This window comes from Kribbella turkmenica, from assembly GCF_004348725.1.
In the GTDB taxonomy this organism is placed as follows: Bacteria; Actinomycetota; Actinomycetes; order Propionibacteriales; family Kribbellaceae; genus Kribbella; species Kribbella turkmenica.
Genome location: NZ_SMKR01000026.1, coordinates 22,419 through 41,181, shown reverse-complemented (window position 1 = coordinate 41,181; position 18,763 = coordinate 22,419). Strand labels below are relative to the sequence as shown.

Below are 18,763 nucleotides of genomic sequence, written 5' to 3'. Positions count from 1 at the left end.
GATCCATGTACGTACTCGGTATCAGCCGGCATCACGACGCCGCGGCCGCCCTTGTCCGGGACGGCGAAATCATCGCGTTCGCCGAGCAGGAGCGCTTCAGCCGAATCAAGCACGACGGCAGATTCCCGACCGATGTGATCAAGTTCTGCCTACGGCAGGGCGGGATCACCGTGGCCGACGTCGATCACGTCGCCTATTTCTGGCAACGCTGGCCCGAGGCAGTCCACGCCCGCGCGGGTCTTCGCCAAGTACTTCCCCGCAACGATGCAGATCTTCCGGAACGAGACGGGCGACCAGGAAGGCCGTGGGGCCGGTCTGGTCGAGACATTCCGGAACGGCGGCAAGGGAGTCGACGACTATCACGTCGGTGGTGCGGTGCTGGGACACATCAAGCGTAGCTGCACACTCGGACGTGACCTCAAGAGGGCCTTGGACTTCGACGGTCCGACCAAGTTCGACGTCCGGCTCATCGACCACCATCGTGCGCACGCCGCCAGCGCGTTCTTCGTCTCCCCGTGGGACGAGGCCGCGGTCATGACCTTCGACGGCATCGGCAGCGATGGCACCAGCACGTGCCTCTTCGTAGGACGAGGCAACGAGATCACCGATCTGAAGAGAATCAAGTTCCCGCACTCGCTCGGGGCGCTGTATGCGTGCGTCACGGGATACCTCGACTTCTGGCCGACAATGGACGAGGGCAAGGTGATGGGTCTCGCCCCGTTCGGACGGGACACGTACATCGATGCTTTCAAGGATCTTGTGGAGCTGGGTTCTGACGGCCGGTATGAGTTGAATCTTGATCGGTTCCAGCATCACCGGTCCGGCAAGCACATGATGTCGGCCAAGTTTCTGAAGACCTTCGGCCCAGCACGGGAGCGCACCAAGGTCACCGCTGAGAACCCGGTCCCACAGCACTACACGACTTCTTCGCCCAGTCTGCGGCCGCCGATGACGGCTCAGCGCTCGGCGCAGCTCTCCAGGTCAGCGTCGCCGAGCAGCATGCACCGCGACCTACGAGCGGATACCTGTACACGGGTCCGGAGTTCACCGACGCTGAGATCGAACTGGCCCTGAAAGTGGCGGGTCTCGAGTACGAACTTGCAGACGACATCGCGGAGCGTACCGCTGCGCAGGTGGCACAAGGCAAGATCGTGGGCTGGATGCAAGGCCGCATGGAGTGCGGTCCTCGCGCCTCGGGGAATCGCTCGTTGCTGGCCGACCCGCGAGACCCGCAATCGAAGGCTCGGATGAACGAAAAGGTGAAACACCGTGAGGCGTTCCGGCCCTTCGCCCCGTCCTGCTTGGTCGAGCGCGCGAGCGAGTTCTTCGCCAGCGGCTACCCGTCCGCGGTCATGCTGCTGGTCTTCGACGTACTGGCGGGCAAGCGCTCGGTGGTGCCGGCAATCACGCACGTCGACGGGACGGCGAGGGTGCAGACGGTCAGCCGCGACGACAACCCTCTGTACTGGGACATGATCAGCCACTTCGAGAAGCTGACCGGGGTGCCGATGGTCATGAACACGTCGTTCAACGACAACAACGAGCCGATCGTGTGTACGCCGGAGGACGCGGTCTCCTGCTTCCTCAAGACCGACAGCGACGCGATCGCACTTGGTTCCTTCTGGGTCGACAAGACGCCTGGCGGAGCGGCATGAATCGGCTCCGGAAACTCTATGACAGGCGGGGCTGGGTCTCGCCCGTGGGCGGCTGTGCCCGCCGGCGTGCTTGCCGGACTGATCATGGTCGTACTGCCGCCCGATCGAACGCTGGACAACCTGGGAGAGTGGCTGTTCAAGTTGAGTCCGCTGGCGCTGGCTGTCATCGCCGTGGCGACACTGCCACTACGTCGTTGGGGCCCGGTTCTGCTGATCGTGGCCATGCTCGGATACATGTCCGTCGGGGACACCGAGCTCGTCCTGCGGATCCTTGCCTACGGCGAAGGTCGTACGACGGGAGCCGAGGGCGCGTTCCAGCCGGTGTACCAGATCCAGCTCTTCATCGTCACCTATCTCATGCTGTTCGCGCTGCTGGCGTACCGACTTGGCGGGGCACGGACCGCAACTGTGCTCAAGGTCGGTGTTGCGGCCGTCCTGCTCGTGGTCTCGGGGCTGAACGACCTGACGTTCTGGGCGATGTTCGACTGGCCGGAAGGGCGACCTGCGAAGTTGGAGTGGGCTTCTCACATCACGGTCTTCGCCGGCGCTCCGCCGTCTGTGGGCACGGCTCTCGTCTTCTTGGCCGTTCATGTGGTGCTCGCAATCACCGCACTGGCTGGCAGTGCCTCTGGAGCGTTGGGTCGACACAGCCGTGTCCGAGAGGAGCGAGCGTGGCTAGCGTTCGATGGACCCCGGTCCATCAGGCGTGGTGGCGGCTCGCGTATCGGCGGGTCGTTCTATCGAGCTTCCGTACGGTCCCGCTCTACCGCGAGAAGTGGGCACTCGCCGGGCGGACCGAGCCGGTCTTGGTTCTGGGGCGGTACGGCGAGAGTGATGGCGCGATACATGTCACGGAGGCGACCAGGCGTTTGGCCGACCTGGTTCCCCTGGCCGGCGGGACCGAGCATCCGGATCCGCAGCGCGGAGCGTGCAATGTCCTGGCGATGGACGGCGGCGGGGCGCGCGAGGTCCTTCACGACCCGGCGCTCGGAGACCTGGGTACGCGGCGTGACTGCGGCGCGTGGCATCTGGACTGGCCGAGAGTGTACGCACGCGAGACGAAAGCCGGCCCGGCCTTCACCCTTCTTCGGCAGTCGTCGCCTCGCTTCGTGGACATCCTCATCGATGAGCCCGTGGGCAAACGGGTCGTCCAGTGCCGGTCACATGGGACTCCGGCGGTGACTCGATGAAGTGGGAGGTACTCGATCCCCGCTACGACCCGGAGCCGGCGTACTGGCGTGCCCTGCGAGAACGTGCCGGGTTGCGGGCCGATTGGGCGTGGAACGTACAGACAGTGCAAGACTGGTCCAGCCGTACGGCGCTGATTCTCGCCGTACTGAAGGCGGGATCAGAGGTCCGGGGTGTCGTCGCTACGTGTTGGGTTGGCCTTCCGGTACGGCGCCGTGGATTCATAGGACCAGGTCGGAACCGGTGGGCCGGTGGCGTGGATGTCAGGTCGCCAGGGACGGGTTCGGCGCAAGGGTGGTGGGCTGTGCCGGACATGTCCACGACCGACCTGCTGCTGAGCTACTCGCGCGCGATGCGACGCAGTCTCGGCCTGGGTTGTCAGGCCACACTGTTGCGCCAGCTGGTCGACAGCGAGTTCGAGGCCCTCGGGCGTCGGCGGCTGTTGTCACGTCCCACCGAGCCACTGGCGGTGCTGCACACCACGGGCTGGTCATCCGTCGAGAAGTGGCGCGCAGGCTTGTCGCGCAAGCGCCGCTACAAGCTCCGCCAGACCGAGCGTGCGCTGTCCGAGGGCTCGGCTGTCGAGGTCGCCCTGGTTCCCGGTGCCTCGCTCGAGGTGGCCGAGACTGTGGCGTTGCTGCGACACAACGAGAGGAAGTACGGCGGGGGGCCGTTCAGCCCGCTTCCGCAGAGCACCGGGTACCTGGCGGAGCTGCTCCGCCAGCCTGATGTCCTCGCGATCTGCTATCGGGATCGATCGACCGGTGTGCTGCTCGCGATCGGCACCGTGTTCGACCACCGTGATCGACCGGTCTTGCGACACTACTCGGCGCTTCCTATCGTTAGAGCCAGATTCCCCGACCTGAATCTCTACACGAATCTGTATCAGCTGCTGGTCGGCTGGGCGATCGAGGCATCCAAAGAGCAGGTGATTATCGGCAAGGGAATGCTGGACATCAAGCAATCGCTCGGCGCTGAATTATTGCCACAGTATGCCGCGGTGGTGCGGTGATGAAATCAGTCCTTGCTCGGCTCCCCCGAAGGGCTGAGCAAGGACTGGGCCGGCCTGGATGCTTCACACAGATCGTCGCAGGGCCGGATCGAGGTTGGCCCGCCGCGGCGGCGGGCAAACCATCGTCATTTCGGTTACAGCTCGTCCACGAGGAACGGGACGACCTTCATCCAGCCGTTGCCGGATGCGCCGTTTTGCTGACCGGTCGTGTTCTTCTGCAGGGTGTACCACTGCTCGACGTGGTCCGGGTCGTCCGTCCACCACTTGTTGGGGATTGCCTTCATGATGTTGTCGACGAGCGGCGCGTATTCGGTCCACTTGTCGGTGACTCCAGCGAGGCCTTTGTTGATCTCCTGTGCCAGTGCCAGGTAGTTCGTGTCGCCGTCGTCCTCCATCATGACGGCGTCTACCGCGTTGTACTTGTAGTTGTTCCACCAGATCAGGATCTGGTTGGGCTTGTACGTGTGCTTCTCGTCGTTCAGATAGGGCATCTTGACGATTGTGGCCTTGGCCTTGTTGTCCTTGCCCACGCCGCCGACGATTGTATAGATCTCCGAGTTGCCCTTGAACCACGGGTCGTGGTCGTTGTTGAGCCGAATCTCGGTGATCTTCGTGGTCGGGATCGCGTCCGCCGTACCGATGTCCGTGGCTGCAGCAGTCCCGTGACCGCCTTCGACGAGGGTCTTGTTCATCAGGTCAGCGCCGGCCGCCATCGCCTTGGCGACGTCAACGTCGATCATGATGACAGGCTGGGTGGGCCGGGTGTAGCGCGGCAGCTTCACCTCGCGTCCGGTGGTGTCGTACGAGACAACCGAGCTCGTACCACTGTCATCGTCCGCGGGTACGGCGACAAGCGGCAGCGTGCCGGCCTTGAGCGCAGTGGCCATCGCGGGATCAGCGAGCCGCATGACCAGCAGCGAGCCCACAGAGGACGGAAGGCCCTTCAGAGCGAGCGCCTCGTTGTTCGCGCCGTCCAGATTGGACGCGAGAGTCGACTGACCGAACTGGGCGGCCGTGGCTTCGAGGTCGACCTGTTGGCCCGTGACCACCGATTGAACGACCGCGTTCCGCCAGGTCGGGCTGGCCAGCGACTTCGCGGTCGCGAAGGCCACCGCCTTCTCGATGTCCTGAACCGAGGCCGGCGGCTCGTGGTCCTCCGCCCCCGAGGAGCTCTGCGCGAGACCGATGCCGGCGGCCGAGAGGGCTGCGAGGATCGCGATCGACGCGAGACCGCGGCGCCGGACTTTTCCGTTAGACGATTAGATCTCCAACTTTCCTTGGGTGCGCAATGATGTGCGCCTTTCACGACCTAGTTACGGTTGCCGCTCGATGCCTGGTTCCCTGTATTTTGGTGGAAATCCCCACCTGTTTTCGACGCAGGGTCAGGCACACCTGCGCAGGCCGCCGACCGACCCAGGAGTGCCATGACTCAAACCCGCTTACCGCTGCTTCTGTCGGCGGCGCCGCCGATTGCCGCCGGCTTTGCCGTTCTTGCATTGGCAAACGTGAGTTCTCGCGTCTGGTCGATGCAGCTCGGGATGATCTGTGGAGCGTTGGTGCTCGTCGCGGTGGGTCGGTTGCTGGATCGCCGGACCCGAGGTGACGCCGCTGCGCGGATCGTCGTCACGTCGACCCCGATCGCGATTGCCGTCCCCTTGCTCGATGCATCGACGACAGGGCCAACTCGCTGGATCGCGCTCGGTCCGTTGAGCCTCTACATGGCTCCCGTGTTGTTGCCCTCGTTCCTCGCCGCCTGCGCGGTACTGGTACGACGGCGGCGAGTTGGCGAAGTGATCGCGCTGACCGGAACCGTCTGTTCCAGTGTCGTCTTGGCGCTTCAACCGGACGCCTCGCAGGCGCTCGCGTTGCTCACGGGCTCGACAGTCCTACTGCTGCGATATCGCGGGAGTTTGCTCAAGACCGCCGGTCCCCTGCTCGCCCTTGCGCTCGTCACCGCGTGGGCGTTCACACGCCCTGATCCGCTTGCGCCGGTTCCGCACGTCGAAGGCGTCTTCGCGCTGGCACTCGATCGATCCGTGTTCGTGGGCGTCGCCGTCATCCTCAGCGCGTTGGCGTTCATCGCTTGCCTGTGCGTCTTCTCGGCCCGCGGTCCTGCGTGGCTGGCAGCCGTGGCTTCCTACTACGCAGTGCTGTTCGCATGCTCGGTGGCCGGACTGACGCCGGCGCCACTCATCGGATTCGGCGCCGGACCGCTCCTTGGCTTCGGTCTGCTGGTTGCATTCGCACCGCACGCGGACGACCAAGACCCCCGCTCGGACTGAGTCTCGTCATGCGTGCGGGCCCTGGCGAGACAATCGCCAGGGCCCGACTATGTGTGGTGCGGCTGTCATCAGCCGCTGTGTGCGATCTGTCAGACGCGGATTTCCCGTGCGCATTCTTTGGACTTGGGGTCGTCGACGTCTACCCGGGACTCGTCGTGGCCGGTGCCGCCGATGCCGCAGTCGATCACCAGGTCGATGCTCGACCAGCCGGTGCCGACGTCTGTCGCGTCGAGGTAGTCGCCGCCTTCCCGTCCGTGCAGTTGATCCTTGCCTTCCCCGCCGTACAGGAAGTTGTTCAGTTCGTTGCCGACCAGGAAGTCGCCGTACTTGCTGCCGATGAGCTGCTCGACGTCCTCCTGGATGTTGTCGCGGTCGGCGGGGCTGGTGAGAGTTGCCCTGCGACCGTCCGCCGCCTTCCCATCGTTCATACGAACATCGATGGACCGCTTGCTGGTGGAGTAGTCGGCGGTGTCGATACCGGCCCCACCGAAGAACCAGACATCGGAGACGCCGGCGTCAGTGCCACCGTAGAAGATGTCGTTGCCGTCATCGCCTGAGACCGCGGTCGAGATCCCGAAAGCCGGCGTTCCGTGCTTGGCGATGCGCACTTGATCGTTCCCGCCGCCCAGCGTGAGATAGATGTCGGGCATGACCGGGCACTCCGCCTTGATGGTGCTGACCTGCGTGCATTCTCCGCTCGCCTGGAGGGTGGCCAGGCCCCGATCTTCAAGGGTGATCTTGCTGGTGCCGTCCGGGCGGATCTCGCGGATCACGTGGATCTCGTTGAAGTCGTTGGTGCCGACATAGACGATGGTGTTCCCGCTGACCGTGACCTTGCCAGTCGCGGCGTGGCTCGGGGCTGCCGTAATGCCGATCACCACGGCGGAGGCTGCGGCGGCGAGCAGCGAACCGCGCGCCAGGCGCTTTCCAATACGCATTGTTGAATATCCTTCGTCGCTTCTGAGATGGACGTCCCCGGTTGGACGCTTCCGGGAAGGGCCCGGTGTTTCCATCTGCTTTCACTTACTCGTACGGAGCTCAGAATCAATACAGTTCCACCGGCCGACTGTGCGGTTTTTTCTTGTGGGCAAGGAAGCGCGGGGCTCTCTGGGTGCGATCAGAGAGCCCCGCGCGGAGTGAGACCGCGGACGCCGCTTGGAGCGTCGTACCGGGTCAGAACTGGATGTTCCAGTCGATCAGGGTTCCGGTGGTGCCGGTGACGCCATCGAAGATCTGGAGTTGCCAGTTGCCGTTCGGGGGGATATCCGAGGCGTTGACCGGGATCTGCTTGAGGATGAGGTCGTCACCGGTGTCGTTGCTCATCGAATGCAGCCGGTACTTCTTGCCGGTGGGTACGACCAGGTCGACTTGAAGCTGACCGCGTGCCTGGTGCTTGATGACGGCGTTGATCCGCAGAACCGTACCAAGTGCGGCCCCAGGGTCACCTTCGCCACTGACCGCAATCGTCGATGACACTGTGGCCTTGTCCTTGATCGGGACATCCGTGGGGTTGGCGTACAGGCCGCCGACATGGAGCAGTTGGGCGGCGTTGACGTCCGGCTCGTCCTTGACGGCGTTCGGCGTCGACTCGAACTCGACCTGGAACCCGGGATTCGGCGCGCCGCTCATGCTACGGAAGGCGACCGCGCCTGCCACCTGTGGTGCGGCGAACGAGGTACCAGAACCTGTCAGAGTTGCCGTCGGGCTGAGGTTCGATGCGGTGGTGATGTTCTCACCTGGCGCGTAGAGATTGACGCAGAAGCCGAAGTTGGACGAGGGCCAGCGGACGTCGGTGGCTGCCGACGAGGCGGCGACGGCTATGACCTCCGGCATCCGCGCCGGGCTGACGTCGCAGGCGTTGCCGTCGTTGTTGCCGGCACCTACGACGTAGGTGTGGCCAGCAGCGACCGAGGCCCGGATCGCGGCCTCGACGACGCGGGCTCCGGCATCGGAGCCCCCATCAAATGCCGGACCCGCGATCGAGATGTTCACCACCGACTTCGGCGGTGCATTGTTGGTGATCCAGTTGACCGCAGCAACAAGGTTGAACCGCGACACGACAGTCTCGCAGCCGCGCTGAACCTTGATACCCACGATGCTCGCTCCGCGCGCCACCCCGTAGGTGTCCCCGCCGGCAAGAGCTGCGACCGCAGTCCCGTGGCCTGTGCAGTCCTTGTTGTACCACTGATCGCCGGGATCGTTGGCGACGTCGATGGCGTTCGAGGCTCGGCCACCGAAGGCGACGTGCGCGGTATTGATGCCCGAGTCGATGACGTAGATCGTCTTGCCGGCTCCGGGTTTCTTCGGCGAGTTGAGGTCGGGGTAGTACGCCCCGTCGAGGGGAAGCACCCGTTCATTGATCCGGTCGAGGTGCTTGGGCGGATTGGGCTGCGATACGGCAGTCGGCCTGAGCCACGTGTCCTGCAGGACGCGCACGACGTCCGAGTCTTTGGCAAGGGCGCGTGCCTGGCTCTCGGACATCTGGACGACGAAGCCGTTGTCGAGGACGTGCTTGACTCGTCCACCGTGCTCCCGTGCGGCGGATTTTGCGATTCCACTCGCTGGCACATCCGATGCTGTCTCGACCCAGTACTGGTCGGGCACGCCGTCCTTCGAAGCGGCCGAGAACTTGGCTACGGCAACGGCGTCGACGCGCTCATACGGGAAGAGCCCAAGTGCCACGGCGAGCCCCGTCATAGCGAACGCCGCGATGAGACGTCTACTCCTTGCCATCCTCACTTCACCTTTCTCACCCTCATCGATTTCACTGGGATCTACGTGAGTCGCGCGGATCCCGGTTCCGACTGGTGCGACGGACAGATTCAGATGATGCTTCTTCGGCCGAAGGTGGAACTGGGGTTGCTGTGCGGTGCGTAGTCCTTGCAGAACACCATTTGGGTTAAGGAGATTCCGTGAACTTCGGTGGCTCTGAGCAGTCTGAGCTTCCTGCGGACATTGCTGCCGTCTGCCGGCAGGAGTCCGTATGGGCGCAGACTCCCACCTCACTGTGGTCGGGTGTGGCGCGATCGCTTGAGGCGTCGAACGATCTCGGCCCGAACGTGACTGTCCTGACCGAGCGGCAGACTGGCGATCACCGGAAAACGAGGCCGGCGCGGCGATGGCTCGCCCTAGCCGCTGCCGTTGCCGCTCCGGTAGCGCTCGGGGCAGGAGTCGGCTACCAAATGGCCGCACAGGGACCGCCGCACGACATCGCGTTCCGTCTGACTGGCACCGACCTGCAACCAGGCAGTGCCGCGGAAGGAACGTTGCGCAAGACGCCTTCTGGTTTGGAAATCGTCTTGGATGTGAGCGGTCTGCAGCCGGCCCCGGCTGACAGCTACTACCAGGGATGGCTCAAGGGCAAGGACGCCGCCGTCACCATCGGCACCTTCCATGCCCGCGGCGGTGGTGAGGACATCGTTCTGTGGTCTGGTGTCGAGGACACCTCTGTGTACGACACCCTCACGGTGACAGTGCAGCGCGTCGACGGGGGTCCAGCCTCGTCGGGCCGCGTAGTTCTCAAGGGCTCACTCAAATCGAGCTGAACATGGTCGTATCAGTAGCCCGCGGACTTGTCGACCACGTTGTGGAGAGCTTCTCCGTTGACGAAACGACGAAGGTTCTCTCGCGCGAACTCGTCGCCGCGCCGGGCCTTGCCGTCGGTGCTGGCGCCGTTGTGCGGAGTCGTCGGCGATAACGCCGCGGGAGACACAGATGAAGTACGCGGTCGGCTTCATCCGCGCGAACGCTTCCCGATCGAATCGCCCGTACGTCGCCGGGGTCCGCGGTGCCGTGACCACGACGAAGTCCGACTCCGCCACCATTTGATTGAACTCACATACTCGGTCGACGTACGGCGCTGGTCGCTCGGAATGACGTCGTACGCCGAGGACACGCATTTGGAAGGCGTTGGCCTTCTGGGCAAGGTCAAGTCCGGAGTGGCCGAGCCCGTAGATGCCGAGAGTGCGACCGGCGAGTTCGCCATGGGTGAACTGATCCCAGCGACGATCCGCCTGGGCCCGCAGCCAGCGCGGGACGTCTCGGTCGAGCATGAGCATCAGTAACATCGCATGCTCGGCCAATGGGATCCCGCCGGTGCCCGCGCTCGAAGTGAGCACCGCCGGGGAGTTGAGCATTTCGGGACAGAGATCACCGTCAACGCCGGCCGAGGGACTGTGCACCCACCTGAGCCGCGTCGCTTTCGCAAGTACCGACGGGGGCACTCTGCCGATGACGGCCTCCATCTCGCCGTAGACCTCCGTCGCTTGATCGATGGAGTCGACGAATCGCAGGTCCGCTCCGTTCGCAGCTTGGACCAGTGCCGGTGTTTCTTTGCCGACGACAACTATGATCATTTGACCTCAATCCGGATTGGCGTGCCCACCCCGCCTCCGGAGTTGACCCCGACACCTTCATGCCTGGGGAGCAGCGCGGTGTCAGGGTGCACGGGGCAGGCACGCGCCTAGGGGTGGACGGGCTCGAGGACCTCGTCGCGGAGGTGTTCGAGGCCGGTCATGAGTTTGCGCTGGGCGCGGAACATCCGGGACTTCACGGTGCCGATCGGGATGTCGAGGGTCTCGGAGATGTCCTGGTGGGTGAGGTTTCCGTAGTAGGCCAGTTTGATGATGGCCTGGTCGGACTCGGACAGCTTCTCGATTGCCGCGCGTATCTGCCAGACCAACCAGGCGCGTTCGAGAGAGTCGGACTCGCCTGCCGGGACGGCCTCCAGGTCAGCTCGGTCGACATCGACGAGGGGCACCCGACTCCGGTGGCGACGGTGTACGTCGATCGCCGCCCGGCGGGTGATGACGAACAGCCAGGGTTCGATCGGCCGGTTCGGATCGTAACTGGTGGCGGCGCGCCAAGCCTGCAGGAGAGCCTGCTGTACGGCGTCCGCGGCGAGCCCGTGGTCGCTCAGCGCGCGGTAGGCGACCGCGTACATTCGGCCCACGTAGAGATCGTGGATCTCTCGCAGGGACTCCTCCTCGCCGCGGGCGAACCGGATCTCCAAAGACACGGTCTGATCGCTGCTCATTCGCTGACACCTCATCGAATCCGTACGACGCGGGATCGGGGTGCGTCGTACGAGCAACTTCGCCGGGTGTCCTTACAGCGACCTGTAAAAGTCCTTACACGCTGTCTGTCAGTGATCTGACGGAGTGAGAGGTCCGTTGGAGAGCACTACGCGAAGCACGCCGCGTACGGTTCCCAACTACTTAGAGTGACTCTCGAGGCCATGCTGCTGATGTCGGACGCGGGTGGCGCGGTTGCGTCATGTCGCAGCGACGGCAGCGGTGGACAGGGGTGTCTCATTCCTGAAATTGCAAACTCTGCGGGCGAGGTGCGTCTGCCCTCGGCTTCCTGAAGGAGTTCCGCCTATGCCCCCCTCTCCCAGGATCACCGCTGCCGCGCTCGCGGCGTTGCTGACCCTCGGTGCGGTCACGGCGACCACCGCCGCCGCCGGCCCACCACCACCGACCCCTGCCGCGAAAGCCGAACCCACCAGCGCCAAGATCACGCTGATCACCGGCGACGTCGTCGAGGTAACCGACGCAGGCGCTGGTAAGAAGGCCGTCACCCTCCGTCCCGCAGCCGGCCGGGAGCGGGTGACCTTCCACACCGTCGAAATCGACGGTGGTGTCCGGGTGCTGCCGACCGACGCGGTTCCCTACATCGCCAACGGTGTCCTGGACGCCGACTTGTTCGACGTCGAGGAGCTCATCGCCGACGGGTACGGCGACTCGACCGCGAAGCAGCTCCCGCTGATCGTGAAGTACGACGGCAAAGCGCGCGGCTCCGCCTCTCTGGCCGGCACGACGACCACGCGCGAGCTGAGCTCGATTGGTGGTGCGGCGGTAAGCGCTTCCAAGGAGCAGCTGCCCGAGCTCTGGAAGGCGCTGAAGCCCGCCGCCGTCGGTGCGAAGACGCTGAACAGTGGTGTGAGCAAGATCTGGCTCGACGGCAAGGTGCGCGCGGTGCTGGACAAGAGTGTCCCGCAAATCGGCGCGCCCGCCGCGTGGCAGGCGGGCTACGAGGGCTCCGGTGTCGAGGTCGCCGTACTGGACACCGGGGTGGACGCGCAGCACCCGGACCTGGTGGGCAAGGTGCAGCAGGCGCAGGACTTCTCCGGCAGCGTGACCGGTCCGGCGGACCTCTTTGGTCACGGCACGCATGTCGCCGCGACGATCGCCGGCACCGGTGCGGGCGCCGGCGGCACCCGGAAGGGCGTCGCACCCAAGGCGGACCTGCTCGTCGGCAAGGTGCTCGGCGATGACGGGTACGGCTACGACTCCTGGATCATCGCCGGGATGGAATGGGCCGCGGCCGAAGGCGCCAAGGTGGTCAACATGAGCCTCGGCGGTGGTCCGACCGACGGTCTCGACCCGCTCAGCCAGGCGGTCAACGACATCACCGCCCGGACCGGTGCCTTGTTCGTGATCTCGGCTGGCAACTCCGGGGACGACGAGACTGTCGGCACCCCAGGCGCCGCGGCGGCCGCACTGACCGTGGCCGCGGTGGACCGAGATGACAAGCTGGCGTGGTTCTCCAGCCGCGGACCGCGGGTTGGCGACGCCGGCTTGAAGCCCGAGATCTCTGCTCCGGGGGTCGGCATCGTCGCCGCACGGGCTGCCGGCACTGCGATGGGTACCCCTGTCGACGACCTGTACACGGCAGCCTCGGGTACGTCGATGGCTGCGCCGCACGTGGCCGGAGCGGCCGCTCTGCTCGCGCAGCAGCACCCGGACTGGAAGGCCGGCCAACTGAAGGACGCGCTGGTCAGCACCGCGAAGACGCAGCCGAACCAGACTGTGTACGCCCAGGGTGCCGGCCGGGTCGACGTGAGTCGTGCGATCTCGCAGAAGGTCACCGCGACCGGTGTCGCGGACTTCGGCCTGGTCACACCGACCGAAGCGAGCACTCGGACCATCACCTACCGGAACTCGGGCAACGTCCCGGTCACCCTCAGCCTGTCCGCTGCGGTGACCAACCTGGACGTCAACAAACCGGAGACCGACGCGTTCGGCGTCCCGGCCACTGTCACTGTTCCGGCCAACGGCAGCGTCGACGTCGCGGTGAATCTAGCCGCGGCCAAGCTCGAGCGTGGCCTGCACAGTGGCTGGGTCGTTGCCACCGGCGCCAATGGCATCGCCAATCGCACAGCGCTCGGCGCGCTCCGCGCGGGCAAGAAGTACAAGGTCACCCTGCGCGGTATCGGGCGGGACGGGCAGCCGAGTGGCATTCCTGCCCTCTCGTTGTTCGGTGACAACTCACGCTCCGATACCCTCGGTTGGATCCCTAATGGGAGCAGCCGGCTGACTGTGGAGCTCGAGGAGGGCACCTATCTGCTGAACGCGGTAGTGCACCAGTACGACCCGCAGGATGAGCAGGTTAGCCTCATCACGGACCCGAACCTCGAGATCACCAAGGACACCGAGGTCGTCATCGACGCCCGCAAGGCGGCCCCGATCACGATCGAGACGCCGAAACCCTCGGAGCAGCAGGCGATCCTGAGCTACTACGTGCACCGGGTCTACGGCAACGGCCGCGCGATCAGCCACGGGGTCATGCATTTCAGCACGATGAAGGCGGTGAACGTCACCCCGACGAAGCCAGTCAAGGAGGGCTCGTACGAGTTCTCGTCCCGCTGGCAATTGGTCGCGCCGATCGTCCAGGCCACGGCAAAGGGTGTCACGGGGCCGCTCGACATCCGTCTGCTGCACCGGTCGCCGTCGTTCGAGGGCAAGAAGCGGTTTCCACTCGTCTACGCCGACTCGTCCATGACTGGGGTCAAGGACGCAGTTGCGGTCGTGATCCGTCGGCCGGGTGAGTACGAGGCGGATCACATCGCAGCAGCAGCGCGAGCCGGTGCTGCGGCGTTGATCATTGTCCGGCCGATCGATGACTCGGTGTGGACAGTTTGGGAGCCGCTCGCGGACCGGGAGCCACTCCCAGCGATGGTCATCACCGCCAAAGACGGCCAGAAGCTGATTGATCGAGCCAGAAAGGGAAAGGCGACCATTGATCTGACGCTGACCACCTCCAGCCCATACCTGTACGACGTCCAGCAAGTGTCGGCCGGACACATTCCGGCGAAGATCACCTACAAGGTGACCCCGTCGAACAGTGCGCGGATCACCACCCGGTACGCCGACAACGGCGGATTCAATTGGGCCAAGGAGCAGCGTTTCGGCTGGCGGCCCTGGCAGGAGTACTCCTGGAACGACGACCAGCGGTTCGTCGAGACGCCGAAGGTGCGCGAGGAGTGGGTGACGTCCGGTGACTCGCTCTGGCAGCACCGTGTGCACCACGAGTACATCTGGTACACCGGCCCGTTGACCTTCGGCATGGCCGAGAATCCGCGCAGTTACCAGAGTGGCAAGTCGGACGAAACATGGTTCGGTCCGGTCGTCCGACCTGCGGCTGCCCCTGGTGTGGTGTCGACCCGTTCCGGCGACAGGTTGGCGTTGCGGATCCCGCAGTTCGTGGACCAGGAAGGGCACTACACGATTGATCACTTCATGCCGGCCCCGGCAGTGCTGTCGCGGAACGGCACCAAGGTCGCGGAGTTGTTCAACGGCTGGGCGGATGTGACGACCACCGGCGACAACGCGTCGTACAAGCTGGACATGTCGACCGAACGGACCGACAACGAGCGCCAGGGCGAGTGGATCTGGGGTACGCGGACACAGACCTCGTGGGAATTCCGGTCGAGAAGGACAGATCCGGAGAAGGCGACGCCGCTGCCACTGCTGCAGGTCGGATACAAGGTTCCGGTGGACCTCACCGGCCGCGTCGGCGCCAAGACCCACGTCGTCGGCTTCAACGTCCATCAACAGGTCGGCGCACCGGCTGCCACGTCGACGACACTGAAGGCGTGGGCATCGTTCGACGACGGCAAGTCCTGGAAGATGCTCGCTGTCGCTGGTAAGGGCGGCAAGTACCTTGCTTTGGTTCCGTCAGCGCACGGCACTGTCTCGCTCAAGGTCGAGGCGAAGGACAACACGGGTGCGAGTGTCACCCAGACCGTGATTCGCGCGTACGGCGTGAGGTAGCGGAATGAGCGCCTGGCGGCCTCGGTGGATCGGCCGAGCCGCCAGGTTCTTTCATGGAACCGCAGTACACATGTCGTCCGTAGGAGTGAATGTAGCGGCGAACTGGAGGTCCAGCCATGGTGCACGGCGGGCTCACCGTGGTCGTGCCGGTCTGGGACGACTACGTGAGGTGGCTTTCTGATTGCGTCGAGTCGATCCTTCGGCAGCGCCAGGAGGTCGACCTGGAGGTCCTGGTCGTGGACAACGCCTCCTCGGCTCCGATCCTTCTTGACGACGCGCGTCTCCTGAGGCTAGAGGACCGCTGCAGCGTAGGCGCCGCACGCAACGCAGGGCTCGACGCTGTGACCACGGAGTTCGTGGCGTTCGCGGATGCAGACGACCTGTTCCCGAGCGGATACTTCCGATTCGCGGTCGACAGGTTGAGAGTACGTCCGGGCGTGGTCGCGGTGGGGATGCGCCCAGTCGCGTTGGACGACAGCACGGGTATCGAACGGCCCTTCGCGTGGCCCACGGATGGTGCCATCAAGGCGGCTCGTCGGAGTCGGCGGCTGCTCGCAGTGCGTGGGCTTCTGATGGAGCCATCGATCGTGATGAGCGGCTCTGTGTTTCGCGCAGAGGCACTGCGTCAGGCAGGCGGTTACAGCGACCTCAGCTACGGCGAGGACGCCAACCTCGCTCTGCTCCTCCCGTTCCTCGGCGACGTGGAGCTTCACTACAGCCCGAACCGCCGCTACCGCATCCATTCTGGCTCGCTGGCGCGTCAGACACCTGAGCGGGTAGTCCTCGAAGCGACCTACGCCGACGCCCGCCGCCGCCTCCTGCACCACTCGCAGGTCCCGCTCTGGGCAAAAGCCCTTCTGCCCTGGATCCGCCGCTACCACAACCGCCGCATTCAGAACGCACTCACCGGTGTAGAGCAACGCAAAGTTCTCTGAGCCCGAACCACCCACTCTCGAGAAGGACCGGAGATGATCAGCGAGTACGTTGTGCGGGTCGAGTTGGATCGCCGTGGCGTCAGCAACGACGACGTGGCCCATGTCCACGAGCACCTCGGCGACTGGGGCGCCAGGGCATCCGAGAACCTGGCCGGCTATCTCGAGGTCACTCTTACTGTGCCGGGCAACGACCTGCGCCAGGCTGTCCGCACTGCCATGACTCTTGCGGCTCAGCTGGGACTCGGCGAGCCGATCGCAACACATGGGGCGAGTGCAGCCCTTGTGCGTCAGCGTGACGGCCTGATGCTGATGCCTGCCCTGGTGTCCGTGCCCCATGCCGCCGACGTTCTGGGATGCACCCGCCAGAACGTCATTTACCTCATCGAGACCGGCAAGCTGCAGGCGACCAAGGTATCTCGCGACTACATCATCCTCGAAGTCGCACTTACCCAGCTGTGCCGAGACAAGTTGTCGTCCGCTCAGCGCCGTGTCAGCCGTGTCGGTTCGCGGGCCCGTGACAGGCTCGAGCCTCGCGGGAACGAACCCGTCAGCAGGGAGGATCGACACCTGTCGTGATCTTGACGGCGCTCCACGTAGACAGAGTCGATCTGTGTCGGTGCCCGAGCGACTCGCTCAATCTGTCGCTGATGGAGTCCCGGGGTTGATGCACCCTCGGTTGTGTGAGTGCGACCGGTTGGTCGTCACGGGTTTGTGCGAAGTAGTTCTCCTTGGCTTCGACGGGAGGGCGTCGTCGAGGCGGTGCATGCGCCGGGTGGGGTTGCACCAGTGACCCAGTCGGCGGTGATGGCCTCGAGGTTGCGGAGGGCGGTGAGTGGTCCCGCGCCGAAAGGGGAGTCGTCGCGGACGCTTCGACCTTCTAGAGCTCGGTGGTGGTCTCGGCCAGGGCGTCGTCCTACGTGTCGCCGACCGACCCGATCGATAGGCTAAGACCTTGGAGGTGCAGGGTTTCGGTGAGGTGCACAGTATGGGATCCGGCATCGGAGCGGTGGATTGCCTTTCTTGCAGGGGATCGCTCTGCATCGCCCGGCACGGTGCGGACGCGCGGTGTAGCAGAATTTGCGTGTGGTCAGGCGCACGTAGGTGAAGTCGGGGACCAGCAGCCAGTTCGGCGCCGGCACCCGGAGTTGCCGCTCGATCAGGTCCGGAGCCCGGGGCGCGGACGGGTCCGGCGTCGTGGTGCGGATTTTCTTGGTCTTGCTGGCACCACGCCACCGTTCGCCTCCGTCAGCCGCTCAACGGTGCAGCGTGCAACCAAGAGCCCGTAGCGATGCAGGTGAGCCCACATCCTCAACGCCCGTGGAGCGACTCAGGCTTACGGCGCTGTCGCGGGTCGCTTCCTGCACGAAGCAGCTCGAACCCCGGCTGAGGGCCCGAGCTTGGCTCAAATCTCGAGGTCGGCACGCTGTGCGCGGCTGCGACTACCCTGGACAGCCACAGCTTGTCCTTGTTACCAGTTCGCAGGTCAACCGTTCCGTCGTTCGATTGGTAGGGCGTCTGGCGATCTGCTTCTGGATGAGGTCGACCGCCCGGGCGCCCAACTGAGTGATCGGCTGTTGGACGGTCGTCAGTTGGGGTGTTATGAGCCCGGCCTCGCGGATCCCGTCGAACGACACGATCGCGAGGTCCTGCGGCAGCGTAAGCCCTGCGGCGCGCGCTGCATGGATCACGCCGATGGCCTGCTCGTCGGTGTGAATGAACAGAGCGGTGAATTGCCGCGGTGACCGCAGCAGGCGTTCGGTGAGATCGAAGGCTTCATACCGATCGAAGCGGCATCGCACCACAGTCTGACTCGCCGCGTCGATTTCCGCGTTCTCGAGGGTCTCCCGCCAGCCACGCTCCCGCTCCTGCACCGCTTTGAATTTCTGGGGGCCGGCGAGCATGCCGACACGGGTGTGCCCATGGCCAAGGAGGTGTTCGACGGCGGCGGCAGCACCCGGGACATTGTCTGGGGTCAGCAGGGTTCCGCGTGCGCCGTTGGGAAGTGGATCGAAGGAGACCAGCGGGACTCCCTGTTCGCGTTTGAGGAGTGCGTTGGTGCGCGGGCCGTTCCTGCCGTCCGACTCCTGTGCCGCTCCGACGAGGATCAGCCCGCTGCACTGGCGGCTGAGGAAAGTCTCGACATATGCCGCCTGCCGATCGTCCTCGTGTCTGGCGTTCCCGAGAATGACGGTGAATCCCTTGGCGGTCGCGGCACCTTCGATCGCGGTGCCGAGCGCGGCGAAGTACGGGTTGTCGAAGTTCGGGACGATGAGTCCGATGACGTCGTCGTGCCGGCGTGACAGCGCCCTGGCGGCGGCGTTGGGCCGGTAGCCGAGCTCCTCGACTGCCTGCAGGACGCGCCGGCGGGTGGCAGCGGCGACCGGACGTGGCCCGTTGTTCAGGACATAGCTGACGACCGCCGTCGATGTCCCCGCCAGCCGGGCGACATCATCTCGCGTGACCACGTTTCGCTCCTTCTCCGGGGTGCGCCGGACGGACACACCGCGACAACCATACTGAGAGGCCAGGTTCGGTCGGCGTCGCGAACGCGGGCGGACCCCTCGACCGGGCAGCGCCACGGATCGGCGTCCCGACGCGGCCGTGGCGCCGTGACGGAGCGACTGGTGGCGGCTTCGGC

Annotated in this window: 14 protein-coding genes and 2 pseudogenes; 9 read left to right on the top strand and 7 right to left on the bottom strand. The window is 65.0% G+C overall.

Annotated elements, in window-relative coordinates:
* Positions 1 to 5 precede the first annotated feature (5 nt).
* From E1218_RS38150 to E1218_RS08480, 4 genes and pseudogenes are all read left to right on the top strand, one after another.
* Positions 6 to 218: pseudogene (locus E1218_RS38150) on the top strand (carbamoyltransferase N-terminal domain-containing protein); the annotation flags it as partial.
* Positions 219 to 264: 46 nt separating this feature from the next.
* On the top strand, positions 265 to 1,074 hold the full coding sequence (locus E1218_RS36580) for a carbamoyltransferase N-terminal domain-containing protein (protein ID WP_233712097.1): 810 nt from the start codon (positions 265 to 267) through the stop codon (positions 1,072 to 1,074).
* Positions 1,075 to 1,076: 2 nt separating this feature from the next.
* Complete coding sequence (locus tag E1218_RS36575) at positions 1,077 to 1,655, top strand: carbamoyltransferase C-terminal domain-containing protein (protein ID WP_325052820.1); 579 nt, start codon at positions 1,077 to 1,079, stop codon at positions 1,653 to 1,655.
* Positions 1,656 to 3,156: 1,501 nt separating this feature from the next.
* Positions 3,157 to 3,855 carry a hypothetical protein gene (locus E1218_RS08480; protein WP_132318023.1) on the top strand — a complete coding sequence of 233 codons (699 nt, stop codon included), beginning with the start codon at positions 3,157 to 3,159 and terminating at the stop codon, positions 3,853 to 3,855.
* A gap of 134 nt (positions 3,856 to 3,989) precedes the next feature.
* Here E1218_RS08480 and E1218_RS08475 read toward each other — a convergent pair whose 3' ends face one another.
* Positions 3,990 to 4,967, bottom strand: coding sequence for a DUF3103 family protein (locus E1218_RS08475; protein ID WP_165949180.1), 978 nt, complete (start codon positions 4,965 to 4,967; stop codon positions 3,990 to 3,992).
* Positions 4,968 to 5,279: 312 nt separating this feature from the next.
* Here E1218_RS08475 and E1218_RS08470 point away from each other — a divergent pair, with 312 nt between their 5' ends.
* Positions 5,280 to 6,137, top strand: coding sequence for a hypothetical protein (locus E1218_RS08470; protein WP_132318019.1), 858 nt, complete (start codon positions 5,280 to 5,282; stop codon positions 6,135 to 6,137).
* 89 nt (positions 6,138 to 6,226) lie between these two features.
* Here E1218_RS08470 and E1218_RS08465 read toward each other — a convergent pair whose 3' ends face one another.
* Complete coding sequence (locus E1218_RS08465) at positions 6,227 to 7,075, bottom strand: calcium-binding protein (RefSeq protein WP_132318017.1); 849 nt, start codon at positions 7,073 to 7,075, stop codon at positions 6,227 to 6,229.
* Positions 7,076 to 7,310: 235 nt separating this feature from the next.
* Positions 7,311 to 8,870: a S8 family peptidase gene (locus E1218_RS08460; RefSeq protein WP_132318015.1), complete on the bottom strand. Its 1,560-nt coding sequence runs from the start codon at positions 8,868 to 8,870 to the stop codon at positions 7,311 to 7,313.
* A gap of 179 nt (positions 8,871 to 9,049) precedes the next feature.
* Between E1218_RS08460 and E1218_RS08455 the strand changes: the two genes are divergently transcribed.
* Complete coding sequence (locus E1218_RS08455; protein WP_132318013.1) at positions 9,050 to 9,682, top strand: anti-sigma factor; 633 nt, start codon at positions 9,050 to 9,052, stop codon at positions 9,680 to 9,682.
* 11 nt (positions 9,683 to 9,693) lie between these two features.
* Here E1218_RS08455 and E1218_RS37110 read toward each other — a convergent pair whose 3' ends face one another.
* The 3 genes and pseudogenes from E1218_RS37110 to E1218_RS08445 form a co-directional block, all read right to left on the bottom strand.
* Positions 9,694 to 9,849, bottom strand: a complete 156-nt coding sequence (locus E1218_RS37110) for a hypothetical protein (protein ID WP_233712102.1) — start codon at positions 9,847 to 9,849, stop codon at positions 9,694 to 9,696.
* Positions 9,850 to 9,874: 25 nt separating this feature from the next.
* A pseudogene (locus E1218_RS37105) lies at positions 9,875 to 10,189 on the bottom strand (NAD(P)-dependent oxidoreductase); the annotation flags it as partial.
* Between the two features lie 410 nt (positions 10,190 to 10,599).
* Positions 10,600 to 11,172, bottom strand: coding sequence for an RNA polymerase sigma factor (locus tag E1218_RS08445; RefSeq protein ID WP_165949179.1), 573 nt, complete (start codon positions 11,170 to 11,172; stop codon positions 10,600 to 10,602).
* Positions 11,173 to 11,515: 343 nt separating this feature from the next.
* Between E1218_RS08445 and E1218_RS08440 the strand changes: the two genes are divergently transcribed.
* The 3 genes from E1218_RS08440 (at position 11,516) to E1218_RS08430 (ending at position 16,701) form a co-directional block, all read left to right on the top strand.
* Positions 11,516 to 15,190 (top strand): S8 family serine peptidase, encoded by a 3,675-nt coding sequence (locus E1218_RS08440; protein WP_132318009.1) that lies wholly within the window; start codon positions 11,516 to 11,518, stop codon positions 15,188 to 15,190.
* 116 nt (positions 15,191 to 15,306) lie between these two features.
* Positions 15,307 to 16,125: a glycosyltransferase family 2 protein gene (locus tag E1218_RS08435; RefSeq protein WP_132318007.1), complete on the top strand. Its 819-nt coding sequence runs from the start codon at positions 15,307 to 15,309 to the stop codon at positions 16,123 to 16,125.
* Between the two features lie 33 nt (positions 16,126 to 16,158).
* Entirely contained in the window at positions 16,159 to 16,701 is a 543-nt protein-coding gene (locus E1218_RS08430; RefSeq protein WP_132318005.1) for a MerR family transcriptional regulator, read from the top strand.
* An 863-nt stretch (positions 16,702 to 17,564) separates the two neighbouring features.
* Here the strand turns inward: E1218_RS08430 and E1218_RS08425 are convergent.
* Positions 17,565 to 18,590: a LacI family DNA-binding transcriptional regulator gene (locus tag E1218_RS08425; RefSeq protein WP_165949178.1), complete on the bottom strand. Its 1,026-nt coding sequence runs from the start codon at positions 18,588 to 18,590 to the stop codon at positions 17,565 to 17,567.
* Positions 18,591 to 18,763 lie beyond the last annotated feature (173 nt).

What these genes read in the sequence shown, in the direction of transcription:
- E1218_RS36580 (WP_233712097.1), top strand. Translation starts at nt 265, where the DNA reads ATGCAGATCTTCCGGAACGAGACGGGCGACCAGGAAGGCCGTGGGGCC.
- E1218_RS08480 (WP_132318023.1), top strand. Translation starts at nt 3,157, where the DNA reads ATGTCCACGACCGACCTGCTGCTGAGCTACTCGCGCGCGATGCGACGC.
- E1218_RS08470 (WP_132318019.1), top strand. Translation starts at nt 5,280, where the DNA reads ATGACTCAAACCCGCTTACCGCTGCTTCTGTCGGCGGCGCCGCCGATT.
- E1218_RS08465 (WP_132318017.1), bottom strand. Translation starts at nt 7,075, where the DNA reads ATGCGTATTGGAAAGCGCCTGGCGCGCGGTTCGCTGCTCGCCGCCGCA.
- E1218_RS08460 (WP_132318015.1), bottom strand. Translation starts at nt 8,870, where the DNA reads ATGGCAAGGAGTAGACGTCTCATCGCGGCGTTCGCTATGACGGGGCTC.
- E1218_RS08445 (WP_165949179.1), bottom strand. Translation starts at nt 11,172, where the DNA reads ATGAGCAGCGATCAGACCGTGTCTTTGGAGATCCGGTTCGCCCGCGGC.
- E1218_RS08440 (WP_132318009.1), top strand. Translation starts at nt 11,516, where the DNA reads ATGCCCCCCTCTCCCAGGATCACCGCTGCCGCGCTCGCGGCGTTGCTG.
- E1218_RS08435 (WP_132318007.1), top strand. Translation starts at nt 15,307, where the DNA reads ATGGTGCACGGCGGGCTCACCGTGGTCGTGCCGGTCTGGGACGACTAC.
- E1218_RS08430 (WP_132318005.1), top strand. Translation starts at nt 16,159, where the DNA reads ATGATCAGCGAGTACGTTGTGCGGGTCGAGTTGGATCGCCGTGGCGTC.